At 54.2% G+C, this 15,586-nt stretch carries 6 protein-coding genes; all 6 read left to right on the top strand.

Annotated elements, in window-relative coordinates:
• The first annotated feature begins 18 nt into the window (after positions 1 to 18).
• The 6 genes from RIB44_00120 to RIB44_00095 all read left to right on the top strand — a co-directional run bounded on the left by RIB44_00120 (position 19) and on the right by RIB44_00095 (position 15,472).
• Complete coding sequence (locus RIB44_00120) at positions 19 to 1,464, top strand: DUF1501 domain-containing protein (GenBank protein ID MEQ8614977.1); 1,446 nt, start codon at positions 19 to 21, stop codon at positions 1,462 to 1,464.
• Positions 1,465 to 1,543: 79 nt separating this feature from the next.
• Positions 1,544 to 6,346 (top strand): CehA/McbA family metallohydrolase, encoded by a 4,803-nt coding sequence (locus RIB44_00115; protein ID MEQ8614976.1) that lies wholly within the window; start codon positions 1,544 to 1,546, stop codon positions 6,344 to 6,346.
• 7 nt (positions 6,347 to 6,353) lie between these two features.
• Positions 6,354 to 8,039 (top strand): hypothetical protein, encoded by a 1,686-nt coding sequence (locus RIB44_00110; GenBank protein MEQ8614975.1) that lies wholly within the window; start codon positions 6,354 to 6,356, stop codon positions 8,037 to 8,039.
• A 157-nt stretch (positions 8,040 to 8,196) separates the two neighbouring features.
• Positions 8,197 to 10,866 (top strand): glycoside hydrolase, encoded by a 2,670-nt coding sequence (locus tag RIB44_00105; GenBank protein ID MEQ8614974.1) that lies wholly within the window; start codon positions 8,197 to 8,199, stop codon positions 10,864 to 10,866.
• Positions 10,866 to 12,200 carry a Gfo/Idh/MocA family oxidoreductase gene (locus tag RIB44_00100; GenBank protein ID MEQ8614973.1) on the top strand — a complete coding sequence of 445 codons (1,335 nt, stop codon included), beginning with the start codon at positions 10,866 to 10,868 and terminating at the stop codon, positions 12,198 to 12,200. Before RIB44_00105 ends, RIB44_00100 begins: the two co-directional genes overlap by 1 nt.
• A gap of 29 nt (positions 12,201 to 12,229) precedes the next feature.
• Entirely contained in the window at positions 12,230 to 15,472 is a 3,243-nt protein-coding gene (locus RIB44_00095) for a glycoside hydrolase family 78 protein (GenBank protein ID MEQ8614972.1), read from the top strand.
• Positions 15,473 to 15,586: the final 114 nt, after the last annotated feature.

Genomic DNA, 15,586 nt, shown 5'->3' with positions numbered 1-15,586 from the left:
CCTACGACACCACCCACTATGAATATCGCTAGCCAAAACTTGCGAGAGCAAACGCGGCGGCACTTCTTTCAGGAGTGCGGTGTTGGGCTAGGCAAAATTGCGCTGGCTTCGTTGATGACCAGTAACGGCCTTTCCCATGCGGGCCCGAGGGCTCTGCCAGACTCGAATCCGCTGCAACCACGCGAGCCGCATTTCACGCCGCGGGTGCGGTCGATCATCTTTCTATTCATGGCTGGTGCGCCAAGTCAGTTAGATCTCTTCGATTACAAGCCAAAGCTGGCCGAGTTGGCGGGCAAGCCGATTCCCCCGAGTGTGATTGGCGATCAGCGTTACGCCTTCATCCGATCTGATGCAGGGATTCTTGGTCCTCAATATAAGTTCGGTCGGCATGGCCAAAGCGGCGCCGAGGTGTCCGCCGCTTTGCCCCACCTTGCCAAAGTGGTGGATGACATTGCAATCATCAAGTCGATGCACACGGATCAATTCAATCATGCACCAGCGCAAATCTTTATGAACTCGGGAAGTCCGTTGCCTGGTCGGCCCAGCATGGGTTCCTGGGTCACCTATGGTCTGGGTTCAGAAGCTGATGATCTGCCGGCTTTCGTCGTACTTTCCTCTGGGGGAGGCACCAGCGGTGGGGCGGCAAATTGGTCGAACGGTTTTTTGCCAGGGGTCCATGCAGGTGTGCCGTTTCGATCCTCTGGCGATCCGATCCTCTTCGCTTCCAACCCTCCAGGAATCGACCGCAAGATGCAGCGAGAGTCGATTGATTTAGTGCGCGAGCTGAATCAGCAGAGTTATGATCGAGTGCTTGATCCGGAGATTGCCACGCGCATCAACGCCTATGAAACAGCATTCAAAATGCAGTCTCGGGCTCCCGAATTGATGGACTTTAGCACGGAGTCGACCTCCATGTTAGAAGCCTACGGGGTTGAGGAGGGAGAATCTTCATTCGCCACAAACTGCCTCTTGGCCAGAAGGCTCGTTGAGCGGGGGGTGCGATTTATCAACGTCTATCACCGTGGCTGGGATCATCATTCCGATGTCAAAGGAGGCTTGGAGCAGCAATGCCGTGCTACCGACCAAGCCTCAGCCGCCCTGATCACCGATCTCAAGCAGCGCGGCCTACTCGATGAAACGCTGGTCATTTGGGGAGGAGAATTTGGCCGAACCCCGATGGTGGAATCAAGCGCAGCCATCAATCGCTCACGCGGCCGCGACCATCACCCTCAAGCGTTTACGATGTGGCTTGCCGGGGGAGGAGTCAAAGCTGGCATGACGATGGGTAGCACCGACGAGCTTGGCTTCCATGTCACCGAAGACCCAGTCCATGTGCACGACTTGCAAGCGACGATTCTGCACCTATTAGGAATTGACCACCAACGGCTTACGTTCGTCTACCAGGGTCGCTCGTTCCGTCTCACGGATGTTCACGGCAAGATTGTGAAAAAGATACTCACTTAAGTCGTTCCGTTGCTGAACTGACAACTACCAACATTTTTGGCTCTATCGAGATATGAATAAACCACTACGGAAAAGAAGTTTGACATTCATCGACCGTTGCTTCGTGCTGTGTGGCTTTACCCTGGCAAGTTGGAGCGGTTCGACTGCAGCACATCCTGGACATTACGATGGTTTGTATCTTGCACAGGCCGCCAAGCAGGAGATTCAGGCTGTCGTTCCAGCAATCGAGAACATGGGACAGCGCCAGACAGTTACGAACATGGATCGGCAGATTGCCTTCTTCGAGTCTGAACTGCTAACGCATTTGGCACTTCATTCGCCAACCCCCTCACAAGAAGACGCTCTTCAACTGGCTTTTGCAGACCATCGCCTGGTGACCAATATGCCGGGTAAGCCAACTCTAGAGAAGCTCGAGCGAATTCGAGCAGATCTCTATCAACAACTACGTAATGATTTCGCCACGTGTCCCATACGCTGGACCGCAACCCAAGCGGTGATTGGCGATCTCCAACCCCTCGAAGTCGCTGTTGGATTGAGCCGCCATGTACTTCTGGAAGTATCCAATGAGGGCGAAAAGTATGTCGACCTCAGTGCTTGGCAAGAAGGGAATGACCAAGCCCCGCGAACGAAATACACACTACACGCCGGGAGAACGGTTTTCCTGCCGGTAGAGGTTTCTACGCAGTCACTGGAAGAGGATTCCGTCACGATCGAGTTGACAACTCACAGTGAGCAGCCAGAGACGCGAATCATCAAAATACCGATCAAAGCCGTTCGTCCGGCTGTTCTAAAGGGAAGGATCTACGATTCCAACGAGAACGAACTTTCGCCAGCCCGCGTCTACGTGTTAGGTAGCGACCATGGTTACCGCCGCGGCAAGAAATATGCAAATAACGAAACACTTTCGACCAAGCAACTGCTGCAGTTCTGGAATTTGGGAAAGTACTACCAACTCCCCTTCTTCTACAGTGATGGCACGTTTGAAGTCGAGGTGCCCCCTGGCAAGACAACGATCTACGTAGAGCGAGGCTTCGAACACAAGATTGTGAAGCGCGAACTCACTTTAGTTTCGGGTGAGACGCGGGAGCTTGAGTTGGCTTCCCAGCGGTTGATCGACATGCGCGAGCAAGGTTGGGTTTCGGGCGATACCCATGTCCATTGGGTTACCAATCAATGGAACGTCGATATGCCGCTGGAACTTCTCTCAGTGATCCAGCGGGCTGAGGATTTGCGAGTCGCAAACAATCTGACGCTTCTTCAACGTGGTCCTTCGCGAGCCTTTATTAATCCGGCTCAGGCTCCGATGGGAACGGTCGAAGAGTATTCAGACGAATTCTATCACGTAGAAATGGGGGAAGAGTACCGCAACGAGGACTTGTACGGCCACCTGTGCTTTCTGAATCTAGATTGGCTCGTTCAACCGATTGGCACGGGCTCGGTCATCGCGGGACCAGATGCGTTGGATTACCCGATCAATAAAACAGCCATCCTCGCCTGTCGCGAACAAGGGGGCATCAGCTGCGAAGCTCATGGCCTGGGAGGTAACAAGGACGTTCCCGTGAATGTGGTACATGGTTTGACGGATTCATTGGACCAGATCAGGCCGCGTGATTATTACGACTTCCTCGATTGTGGTTTTCACTTGCCCCTGACCAATGGGAGCGACCATCCAGCGCGCGTCTTGGGGAGCGCTAGAGCCTATGTCAAAGTTGATGGCGACTTTACGTACGAGAAGTGGATCGAAGGCATCCGGCAGTGTCGAACTTTCACGACCTCTGGCCCTTTGGTGTTTCTTGAGGTCAATAAATCAGGAATCGGTGAAACGCTCGAAGTCTCCGCTGATGAAACTTTGAGGATCCGAGCAGAGGTCATCTCCCGACGTCCCATTGGCAGTTTTCAGATTCTTTCCAATGGCGAAGTTCTCAAAGAGATCAACACGGCCCAAAGTAGAGCCGTCTTGGAACTCACGATTCCGGCAAATGAAAGCCGCTGGGTCGTGGCACGTTGTTCTCCCACAGACAACTACAACGCGATTGAGCAAGTCGACGCTGCTCATACTAGCGCGATCTATGTGAATGTCGACGGTGAACCACGCTTCGTCCCCAAGAAAGCGAAACGTTGGATCAGCGAGATGGGCAAGCACATTCGCGATATCGAGGCGAAAGGCCATTTCGCTAACGACTCACAGCGACAAGAGGCGATTGACTATGTCGAGGCGGGTATCGAACAGTTCGAGTCGATGGTCGCGGAGCACAAGCCGATACGACTTCAGACGGTCAGTACGGAGGTCAAAGAGTCCGCTGCAGAAGTTGAAACCAAGTGGCCTACGATCAAACGTGTTGATGCCCAGCCGCTGCTCGTTCAGGTCAAGAGGCTGAGCGAAGCGCTCGACTTCATTGGCAACCCGCTGCCAGAGGCAACGAAACAGAAACTAGACGAACTACGTGACGAACCAAGCGAGGCGAAGGTCGCTCAAATCGTTCAAGAACTGCTCGATCCGCTCTGCATTGCGGCAGTGGAAATCGACGAGGGCAAGCTTACTGCTTCGCGTCAAGAGAATCGGCACGAAATCGTTGAACGCGGCTGGCGAAGTTTCTTGGTGAAAGTCTGCAACCGCAGCGATCTGACATCGCGCTTACGGCTAGACAGCCCCAACGCACGTACCGTGCCTCACGCCAAGCAGGAGGATGTCGAATCCCGCTGGATGGGCTTGGCGATGTTCGATGGTCGACCACTGCAGCCCAACCTGAGCGGCCTCGAGCTAGAGTACCGAATCGTCCAGATCTACAGCCGAGACCAAGGCGATAAAGATGCGGTGTTAGAGTTTTCAATTGATGCTGAGCCCGGCAAGCGAGGTCGACAGATTCGCGAGTGGCGATTCGACCGCGACGCCGATGGCTGGAATGCCATGAATCAAGCGGAGGTCGTAGTTCGCGACGGTTCTCTGCATGTGAAGAGCACTGGACTCGACCCTTTCATCGGCGCGGAAGTCGGTGGAGCCACGGGCGAATTGTTGCTGCGGTTCTGGGCGGAGTCCGAGAAGGATGGCGTGGGACAGATTCATTGGTGGACCGAGGAACAACCTGCCGCGGATGGCCTACGGGTAGTGACCTTTCCACTGCTACCGGGCGCGAGCAAACTTTACGAATTAGTGATTCCCGTGCAAGGAGTTCTGTCAGGTATTCGTATCGATACAAATATGAAGCCCGGCCTCATGCGTTTTGATTGGATTGATCTCTGCTACGCGCATCGTCAAGGAGAAACTTGGGATAGTGTTCCACTGAAGTTCGAGTCTTTGGCAGCAGTGCCGGTTAAGCTTCATATTGAGGACAAACCGGGCGAACCGGCGGTGGCTTCGCTCGACATTCGCGATCGTTTAAGGCGAGTCTATCCTGAACAAACCAAGCGACTGGCCCCAGACTTCTTCTTCCATCCGCAGATTTATCGCAAGGATGGTGAGACGATTTCTCTGCCTCCTGGGGAGTATAAGATCACTTGTCAGCGCGGACCGCATTCGATTCCCGAAACGAAAACCTTGGTCGTAGGCGACCAGCCGACCACATTCCATTACAAAGTACGCCGGTGGATCGACCCAACAAAGAGTGGCTGGTGGTCGGGGGACCATCACATTCATTCCGCTGGTTGTCTTCACTATGAGAATCCAACCAAGGGCGTCCACCCAGAAGACATGGTTCGCCACACGATGGGTGAAGATCTCAACGTCGGCTGCTGTCTCACCTGGGGACCCTGCTTCGATTATCAAAAGCAGTTTTTCACGGGCGAAACCGACCAAGCCTCGCAGTACCCCTATTTGATTCGCTATGACATCGAGGTTTCGGGTTTCGGCTCACACGCCTCGGGCCATCTCGATCTTTTAAGGCTCAGAGAACAGATTCCTCCTGGTGGAGATTCCAAGCATCACTGGCCGACGCTGGGCTTAAACACTTTACGATGGGCAAAGAAGCAAGGTGCCATCTGCGGACCGGCACATTCCGCTAATGGCTTGTCCAACTACATCGGCAGACTCGGCCACTACAAAGACGGCCCGAAGGGGCTTCCGCACTTCAATATCCCTGCCTTCGATGGCATCGGCGCCAACGAATACATCGTTGATGTCACCCACCAAGTCGAAGGACCTGACGGAGTTCCGGTACCGGCGATTGATTTTATCTCCGCCATGGACACGCCACGCAAGGATGAGTGGAACATGTGGTATCACACGCTGAATTGCGGCTTTCGAACCCGAGTCAGCGGCGAGACTGACTTTCCTTGCATGAGCGGCGAGCGCGTTGGCATCGGTCGCGTTTATGTGCACGTCGGTGGCAAGCTGAACTTTGAAGATTGGGTACAAGGAATTCAAGATGGGCGGAGTTACGTGAGCGATGGCTACGGTCACCTCCTCGACTTCGAAGCTCGCCGTTCGGGTGAGGAACGCTATCGCAAAATCGGCCATGATGGCAGTGAAATCAGTGCCCAAGGCAAGACCCAGATCCAATGCCGCGCGAAGTGCGCGATTCGCCTAGCCGACACGAACTCCAAGGCAAGCGTCGAGCTGATTGCCAACGGCTACCCAGTAGCGACGATGGAGATTCCAGCCGATGGCTCTTTGCAAGAAGTCGAACTCAGCGCCGAGGTTGATCGCAGCAGCTGGTTAGCGATGCGAATCTTCCCGCACGCTCACACCAATCCTTTCTTCGTGATCGTCGACGACAAGCCTATTCGCGCTTCCAAGGCCAGTGCGGAGTGGTGCCTCAGAGGTGTCGACCAATGCTGGAAAGAAAAGAAGCCAACCTACGATGAGGACGAACAGCATGATGCCCGTCAAGCCTACGAGCATGCCCGACAGGTTTACAAGACTATCCTGGCAGAGTGTGAGGAGTAGTAGTCCCGTGAGATTCTCGGAGTCTAGAGACAATCGTCATGCTTTAGGGCTGCTTTGCCACCTGGCAATCGCGGCAGTCGTTCTTGTTGGCAGCTCGGCAACAGCAAAAGCCGAGACGGTCTGTACCGAGGCAGGCTGCCACTCACTGGATGCTTCGGTGACGCTGCGCTCTGGTGAATTTCAAGACTTGGTCGCTGCACTTGCCAAGGTCGATTTTGCCCTCTCTACGGAAATCGAGGCTGAGATAGTCTGCGATGCTTGCCCGGTTCAAAGAGTGTTGGAACCTTATTGCCTGCTGGAAGTCTCGATCAATCCTGAATCTCGCGTAAAGGTTGCTGCTGGCAAGGCAAAGCTCGTTCTCAAGCAGGGGGAGTGGAACACCTATCTGGTGAAAGTCGCCAACCTCGCGGGCGTGACAGCGCCATTAAAAGTGCACAGCGAGCAACTGTTTTCAGAGAAGTCCGAGGGTAAATCGTCTCGCAGCCGTGATCAATGGCTAGAAGCCGAACTGCCGAAATTACTACCTTTGCCAGCACGATTGCACGGCGACCCGCTGCAATACTGCGTGATACGACTACGCACCGACAGCGTCGGCAAGCGAACCGCCGTCTTGGCAATGGACGTCGGCCAGGGTACTGCCGACATTGGATTCCGCAACGACGTGATGCTAACTTTCCAGTGCGAGGAGAATACACCCGCAGACACGGAGAAGAGTAACGTCCACGCGGCAAGCTTTTCGTCGCCCACGACGACCAGTCGCAATGCTCGCAGGCCCAAGACCGACCAAGAGCTGAAACGCTGGTTGCAGAACATGGTCTGGTACCACGGATTCTCCCATGAGCAGATCCAACTGGCGACTGGCCTATCGGCCCCCAAGATTCAGTCCGCGCTCGACCGCTTCAATATTTCGCCAGCCACCAAACCGACTCGCGCAGCACAGACTTTGCAGGTACTGCCGTACCCAGGAGGTCCTCATCCGCGAATCGGTTTCTTGGAAGGCGCCATCGATCCCCAGCGCGAAACGAAAGCCAGTGTCTTCACTCCTTGGGACCCTTCGAGCTACGTCGTTCTCGATGTTCCAGAAGCCCTCTGGTCGAATCTTGGACTCACCTATTTAGCGCACACGCATATTCCAACCCTCTGGGAAGAACAAAACACCTCGCTTCCCAAACTTGAATGGCAAACAGCGAACGATGGATCATTGCAATGCGAGAGGGAACTGCCCAACAAGATCACCTTCGGCACGAAGCTGGTCCCTCTCAAGGATTCCATCCGCATGGAAATGTGGCTGAGCAACGGCACCAGCGAAACGCTCACGGACTTGCGTGTGCAGAACTGTGCTCTGCTAAAGTTCGCCAAAGGATTTGCTGAGCAGACGAATGAAAACAAGCTTTTTTTAGGTCCTTACTCAGCATGCCGTAATGAAAATGGGGATCGTTGGATTATCACTGCCTGGTCCCCCATCCAACGCGCCTGGGGGAATGCCGACTGTCCTTGCCTGCACGCGGATCCGCAGTTTCCCGACTGTGCTCCGGGTGAAACGAAAAGACTTCTTGGCTGGTTTTCTTTTTACGAGGGGACTGACATCCATGCTGAGTTGGAGCGGATCGAGCAATTGGGGTGGCGAAATAAAGAAGGCACCCCTTCAGATGAGACGGCAAGAAACACGGCTACCAAAGTACGAGTAAACTGAGCTGTGGATAATTGCCAATGAAGTCTTTCTCAACCGATAAACCTCAATCAAAATACCCACCCGCCCTTGCGGCTTTACATTCATGATCTCCCGCTATTCAAGTCCTTCAGAAACGAACTTCCGAGCGAGCCGACTCGGAAGCTGTCTGTGTTGGTGCATGCTTTTAGTTGCAGGCACTGCGAATGCTGAGGAGCAAACCCTCAAAATTCTTGACGACTCAATGGTTGCGGTGCGTGGAATCAACTGCACTTTGACTACGACCGAAAATGGGTTGGAAGTAGCGACCACGGGTCAGGGTCAGGACTCCTTGATCGACTTTGATTTCTCAAAGACCCCCATGGCTGGACCTGTTGCCCTGGAATTCAGTATGCAAACCAATGTCCGCGGTGATCTTGGTGAGTATATCGTCTACTGGGTGAATGAGCAGGAGGTATCCTGGAGGAAGTTCCGACGCGTCCTTTTCCGTCCCGATGGAAAGTCGCACACCTACCGCTTGCCACTGGCTGCGAGCGGACGAGTGCGGGCCGTCCGGTTCTCTCTGGGAAAGCAAAAGCATAGAGTTTCTCTCTCTGCCATGAAGCTTGCTCCAATCACTAGCTCGCCACCAGAACCGAAGTCGGAGCTTCTCAACCAGATCACGATCAACAACGAAAGCCTGTTCCTAGATTTGGATGCGAAGGAACACGTCTACAAAATTACGGACAAAGTGACGAATCGAACATGGCGAAGTGAGCCTGTCTCCAAGTGGCTTGTGTTGAAGCGTGTTGAACAGACCGACCCTAACATTCTCCAAGTGACCATGTTCGATCGTTTTGCTAAACAACCTCTTACTGCCCACATTGAGCTGGCCAGTGATTCCACCGTGAAGTTCTCTCTGGACGCTGCCACGTCGCAGTCTCCTATTGCTGCTGCCAATTATCCTCCACGTTTCTCGACGGATATGTCTGCAGGCAAATTCGTCTTCTGCGATCGTTCTTGCGGTGTGCTTCTGGATCAAAAAGACCCGACCTATGCCGACTGGCCGTTGCGGGTCTATGGCAACACTCACTGCCTTGATATGCCATGGGTAGGACTCTTCGATGAGCAACTTCGCGACGGAATGATGGTGGTGGTAGATACCCCAACCGATGCGGAAGTTGCTTTCGTGCAGCATGAGGACGGCCGCCATTGGCCAGAAGTACGTTGGCTGCCGGCACTCGACAGTTTCGGGTATCGCCGTTCGGTATCGTTGAAGTTTACCAGCGGAGGCGGATACGTTGAGTTCGCTCGCAAGTATCGCGAAGACTTGAAACGCCAAGGCCGATTTCGAACCCTGGCGGACAAGGCGAAGTACAAGCCGAAGGTTTCGCTGTTGCGAGGTGCGCCGTCCATCTGGGGCGGTGACGATGCCGAGTCGTTCATCCGTGCATTGAGTCCCTTGGGGATCGACCGCGGAATCGTTAGCAATTGCAAGGATGCAAAAACGGTTGCTTGGCTCAACAATTTGGGCTACTTAACCGGCCGCTACGATAGTTACACGGATATTCTTGAGGGAGAGACGAACTTTCAACGTGATAATATCAAACAAACATCAGTGATTTCGCGTCCGGGCGGCAAGCCGAAGTTGGGATGGAAACTACGCCGGGGAAAGCAAATGTACTGGCGTTCCTCAGCGTGCTGGAAAGCCGCCGAGCAGGCATACACACCCGCTCAACTAGAGGAGGTCCCTTACAACGCACGTTTCGTTGACGTTGCCGCTGCTGCCGACTTGCTGGAAGACTTTCACCCCGAACATATGTTTGATCGTCGGCAAGATCTCGCCAACCGAAGAGAGTTATACCAAACGATGAACCAGTACGGCCTCGTGCTGGGAACTGAGCATGGCAACGATTGGATTGTTGACCAAGTCGAGTACTTCGAGGGCACGATGAGCGGCCCCTTTTGGTGGTCTTCGTGGCCCGCCGGTTACCTCGACCGACCAAGCCGCGATCAACTTACGGACAAGTATCTCAAATTCGGGATTGGCTTCGCGCATCGCGTTCCCCTTTGGGAATTGGTCTATCACGATTGCGCCATTACGACTTGGTATTGGGGCGATACCGCCGGAATGCTCTATGAAGCAGCTCCGGAGCTCTCCGACCGTAAGGATCTGTTCAACATTCTCTACGGAACCATTCCCTTGTTCTGGACGAGTGGCAAGGGTTACAAGCTGCCCGAAGACCAACACCGGTTGTTGCAAACCTATCACGATACGTGCCAACTGCATAAGGTTGTGGCGTTCGAGCAATTGGTCAGCCATGAGTTTCTCACAGCTGACTGTTCCGTGCAAAAAACGAAATTCAGTAACGGCACTACGGTCGTGGTCAATTTTGCAGATGCACCTCAGCCGTTGGAAGTCGATGGAAAGAAAGTAATGCTAGGTCCTCGAGGGTACTTCGTTGAGGGTCCTCAGTTCTCGCAAACGCGTATCGTTGAGAACGACAATTTACGAACCGTTATCAAAGCACCGAATTACTTGACGGTTGAATCCAATGGTGAACAGACAGTGGAGTACGTGAGGTGCCGAGGGCGGCTGACAACATTTCGCACGGACGACGATCGCTGGAACCTCTTTCTGACTCCCGACCGTGCGTGCGAATTGAACATCGTCGAAATCACGGGATGGTCGCTGAATGATGACTTGGCAGTTCGGCAAATGGATGAACACGGCAACTTAGGAGACACTGTCGCCCCGGCTGACGAGTCCGGCATCGTGCGTTTTCGCTCGACTTCCGACTCATGGCGATTTGCCTTAGTCCGCAATGCCGTCCCTCCGAAAGTGGCTACGAACCGGGGAGGAACTCAGTAGTGAACCAAGCTAAGCGTTGCGACTTGGGTATGGATCGTAGATCATTCGTCAAGCAGTCGATAGCTGCCACTGCCTTACTTGGCAACGCGACGTCTGCGAGGGGGGACGCCGAAGTTGCTCCTAGCGATCAGTTTGCAGTAGCGGTAATTGGAGCGGGTGGCATAGCACGGTTTCATGCTGCGAATCAGTTCAAACCTTGGTTTCGTATCCGTGCCATCTGCGAAGTCGACCGTGCAAGGGCGGAGTCCTATAACCAGGAATTCGCCCAAGGGCAGGCTTTCGTTTGCAGTGACCATGAAGAGTTACTTGGCCGCAAGGATATTGATGCGTTCTTCGTATGCACCCCTGATCATTGGCATACGAAGATCACCGTCGATGCTTTGCGAAGCAAGAAGGACGTCTATTGCGAGAAGCCACTGACTCTAACCGTCGCTGAAGGGCAACTGATCGATCAGGTGCTTGGCGAAACGGAGCAGATCCTACAAGTCGGTACGCAACAGCGTAGCGATTCGAACTTCCAGACGGCCGTAGCGCTTGCTCGCTCAGGCAGACTCGGCAAGGTGAAACAAATCACCGTCGCGATCGGTGGCGGACCGACTGGCGGGCCGTTTTCAGCGACCGAGCCGCCTGCGGAACTTGACTGGAATCGTTGGCTCGGCCAAGCCCCGTCGACGGACTACATTCCCCAGCGATGTCATGGCAACTTTCGTTGGTGGTATGAGTATTCTGGTGGAAAGATGACTGACTGGGGAGCGCATCATGTGGACATCGCCCAGTGGGCTCTGGAGCCGCAGATGAAGGAACCCGTCAGCATCGAGGTGATCTCCGTTACACATCCGGTCGCTTTTGAGAATGGCCTGCCGAGCGTAAACCATAGTTACAACACGGCGGCGAGTTTCAGAATCCGGTGTCGCCTGGCTACCGGAACTGAGATTCTGATCGTAGACAACGCACGTAAAGCTGGCTTTGACAATGGTGTGCTCTTCGAATGTGAAGATGGCCGGTACTTTGTCAATCGAGGCAAGCTCACCGGTCGGCCAATCGAGCAGCTCGCCGAGTCTCCGATTCCTGACGAGATGACTGCTGAACTGCGCAAAGGTCGAGAGCCGATGAATCATCTCGCGAACTTCTATTGGAGCTGTCGAGAGCGAACCGAATCGCAATCCGATGCAGCCAGTCATCTGAGGTCGCTCAACCTCTGTCATTTGGCGAATATCGCCATGCGCCTTGGCAAAACGATCACGTGGGATCCGATCTCACAACAGATCATCAAAGATGATGAAGCAACGCGTTGGCTCAACCGTTCGCAGCGAGAAGGCTTCGAAGTCATTTAGTTATCAAGAAAGCAGACGAAAGTTTATTCATGAGCGAAAGCCTATTCCTCATCAAACGTGCAACCGCTCTCTTGGCGTTCGCACTCTTGTGTCTCTTCCAGAGTGACGGCTGCCTAGCTGGCGAGTCAAAGGTCCGTCTTGAAAGGCTGCGCTGTGAGTCCCGAACCGATCCCCTAGGCATCGACGAGACGGCTCCGCGACTAGGGTGGCTTCTGCAGTCCGAAGAGCGTGGACAGCGACAAACTGCCTACCGTATTCTCGTTGCAAGCAGTACCTCACGCCTAGCTGCCGGGCAAGCTGACCTCTGGGATAGTGGTAAGGTCACCAGCGACAATAACACTGCGGTTGTCTACGCTGGTAAGCCGCTCAAGTCGGGTCAATCGTGCCACTGGAAAGTCATGGCTTGGGATGCCCAAGAGCGTTCCACTGCTTGGAGCAAGCCGGCACTTTGGTCAATGGGTCTACTTGAGCCGGAAGATTGGGAAGCAGAATGGATTGGTTACGATGCCGAGCGAGTCGTCGAATCGCAGGATGCCGATTTCGAAGATTGTCAGTGGATCTGTCACGCAGACGATCCCGCGAAAGATGCTCCCGCAGGCCATCGGCTCTATGTCGCCCGGTTCGAACTGCCCGAGGAAGCAAGGGTCGAGCAGGCCGAAGTTTTGGCTGTTGCTGACGATCAGCTTTGGATGGCCGTCAATGAGAAAATGGTGGTTCATGGCGAGCCGGGTTGGCAACGCGTTAAGCCGGTTTCCGTCGCCGATGTGCTCAAGCCTGGCACCAACGAACTTCGCTTCAACATCAAGAACGATTCACCTGGCCCGACCGGTCTCTTGGTTCGATTGACCATCAAATTGGCCTCAGGCAAAGAGATCAAAATCCGATCCGACCAATCATGGTTTAGTTGTGGAAACCCCGGGCAGCACTGGCCTGCCGAACCCTTGGATGAGTCCAAGGTGAAGCCTGCCCAAACAATTGGTCCCTATGGCATCAAGCCGTGGGGAACTGCCAAGCTGCAGGGTCTTTTCCTACCGCCCGTACCGCTATTGCGCACGGAGTTTGATGTCGCGAAAACGGTTCAGTCAGCCAACCTCTACGTCACGGCACTCGGCAATGCCGATGCCTATCTCAATGGGAAGCGCGTTTCCGAGGAGTACTTTACTCCCGGCTGGACTGACTACTCCAAGCGAGTCTACTACCGTACTTATGACGTGACGCAACAGATCAATCAGGGCAAAAATGCTCTGGGCGGCACCTTAGCCGACGGTTGGTTCAGTGGTTATATCGGCTGGGGCCGGAATCGCGACCACTACGGCAAAAAGCCTCGACTCAAGATGCAGCTCGACATCACTTACATGGATGGAACCACAGAAACGTTTGGCACCGGGGCAGATTGGAAAGCGACGGCGGGGCCGACTCGTGAGGCAGACTTTCTGATGGGCGAGCGCTACGATGCGCGCCTGGCACTTCCCGATTGGGCTGAACCTGGGATTGACCAATCCGCTTGGAAGCCTGTTGACGTGGGAACGGAGTTTCGCCCAAGCGTCGAAGCAGCGCCCGGCCCGCCGGTTGGCAAAGTCTCTGAATTCTCTCCCGTCTCGATCACGCAACCGCGACCGGATACCTATGTCTTCGATCTTGGGCAGAACTTTGCCGGTGTCGTCCAGCTCAAAGTAAGTGGTGAACAGGGGCAGCAGATTCGGTTGCGTTTTGCTGAGCGTTTGAATCCCGACGGAACCCTCTACACCACGAACCTACGCGGTGCACGTACGATTGACACCTATGTCTGTAACGGCGAAGGAATCGAAGTCTGGCAACCACGCTTTACGTTTCACGGATTTCAGTACGTCGAGGTGACCGGCTTAACTTCACCACCCGATAAGGAAACGATCACTGGCATAGCGCTCAGTAGCGACACGCCCCTTGCTGGTCGGTTCGAATGTTCCGATCCGATGCTAAATCGCCTTCACAAGAACATACTGTGGACGCAATATGCGAACTTTATCGATATCCCAACCGACTGTCCCCAACGTGACGAGCGGCTGGGTTGGACCGGTGACGCGCAAGTCTATGTCGCAACGGCTGCTTTGAACACGGATGTCCAAGCCTTCTTCGACAAGTGGCTAGTCGACTTAACCGACGCCCAGCGAGCTGATGGTCAGTTTCCCAGAGTCGCTCCTCAGAAAGTCGGTGGCGAAGATGGCGGTCCCGCCTGGGCTGACGCCGGTGTAATTTGCCCGTGGACCATCTACGAAGTCTACGGCGACCGTCGTCTGCTAGAGCGACATTATCCGTCAATGAAAAAGTTTATCGAATTCTGTCGTCAGCGAAGCCAAGACGGCGTCCTGCCTCCGCAAGACTTCCACTGCTACGGCGATTGGCTCAGCATCAACGCGGATACGCCCAAAGAAGTCATCTACATGGCGTACTATGCACACAGCGTACGGGTCGTGGCAGAAGCTGCTGAGGTTCTCGGATATCGTGAGGAGGCGGCAGAATATCGCGCGCTGTACGAAGAGATCAAGACTGCGTTCAATGAAAAGTATGTCTCCGATGATGGACGCATCACTGGGGACACCCAATGTTGTTACGTGTTGGCATTGGCTAATGATCTGCTCGACGAAAGTCAACGCGAGCAGGCGGCTGAACATCTGGTCGCCGAGATCGCCAAGCGTGGCTATCACCTCTCGACCGGTTTCGTCGGGACGAAGGATCTCATGTTGGTGCTCTCCAAGATTGGACGTAACGACATAGCCTATCGGCTACTGCACAACGAAACATTTCCTTCTTGGGGTTTCTCAATCAAGCACGGAGCGACCAGCATCTGGGAACGCTGGGATGGCTGGACGCCAGAAAAAGGTTTTCAAGACCCAGGCATGAACTCGTTTGCCCACTATTCCTTCGGAGCCGTTTACCAATGGATGGCTGAGAACATCGGGGGAATACACCGCTTGGAGCCGGGCTACAAACGCTTCGCCATCGCTCCGCAATTGGGGGGTAAGCTCACATGGGCCAAAACCGATTACGACAGCATCCACGGCCGGATCAGCTCGCATTGGGAGGTCGACGCAGACCATTTCAGTCTCAAGATTGCCGTACCTGTGAGCACTACTGCTGAAGTCTACCTGCCAACAGCAAACGTGAGCGGAGTGACACTCAACAAGCAGCCACTAGAGGAAGAGACCGCAGAGGTCGACTTACTATCAAAGAGCGGCAACGTGGTTCTTGCAGTTCCTTCCGGGGAATATCAATTTCAGGTCAAGCTCGATTGATCGATCGACCATGGTCAAAATAGGACGCGACGAACCTGAGTCATCAATCTTTAGGCATCGGATAAAACGCGTTGCCGCATCCTTTGCATGTAAAACTTCTCAAGAGCGATACAA

The sequence above is a fragment of the Lacipirellulaceae bacterium genome, from assembly GCA_040218535.1.
Classification (GTDB): Bacteria; Planctomycetota; Planctomycetia; order Pirellulales; family Lacipirellulaceae; genus Adhaeretor.
Note: the sequence above shows the minus strand (reverse complement) of the source record. Positions and strands in the feature narration are given on the sequence as shown.

Bases quoted from the DNA above. Each gene is read 5' to 3' on its own strand.
- RIB44_00120 (MEQ8614977.1), top strand. From the start codon at position 19: ATGAATATCGCTAGCCAAAACTTGCGAGAGCAAACGCGGCGGCACTTC.
- RIB44_00105 (MEQ8614974.1), top strand. From the start codon at position 8,197: ATGCTTTTAGTTGCAGGCACTGCGAATGCTGAGGAGCAAACCCTCAAA.
- RIB44_00095 (MEQ8614972.1), top strand. From the start codon at position 12,230: ATGAGCGAAAGCCTATTCCTCATCAAACGTGCAACCGCTCTCTTGGCG.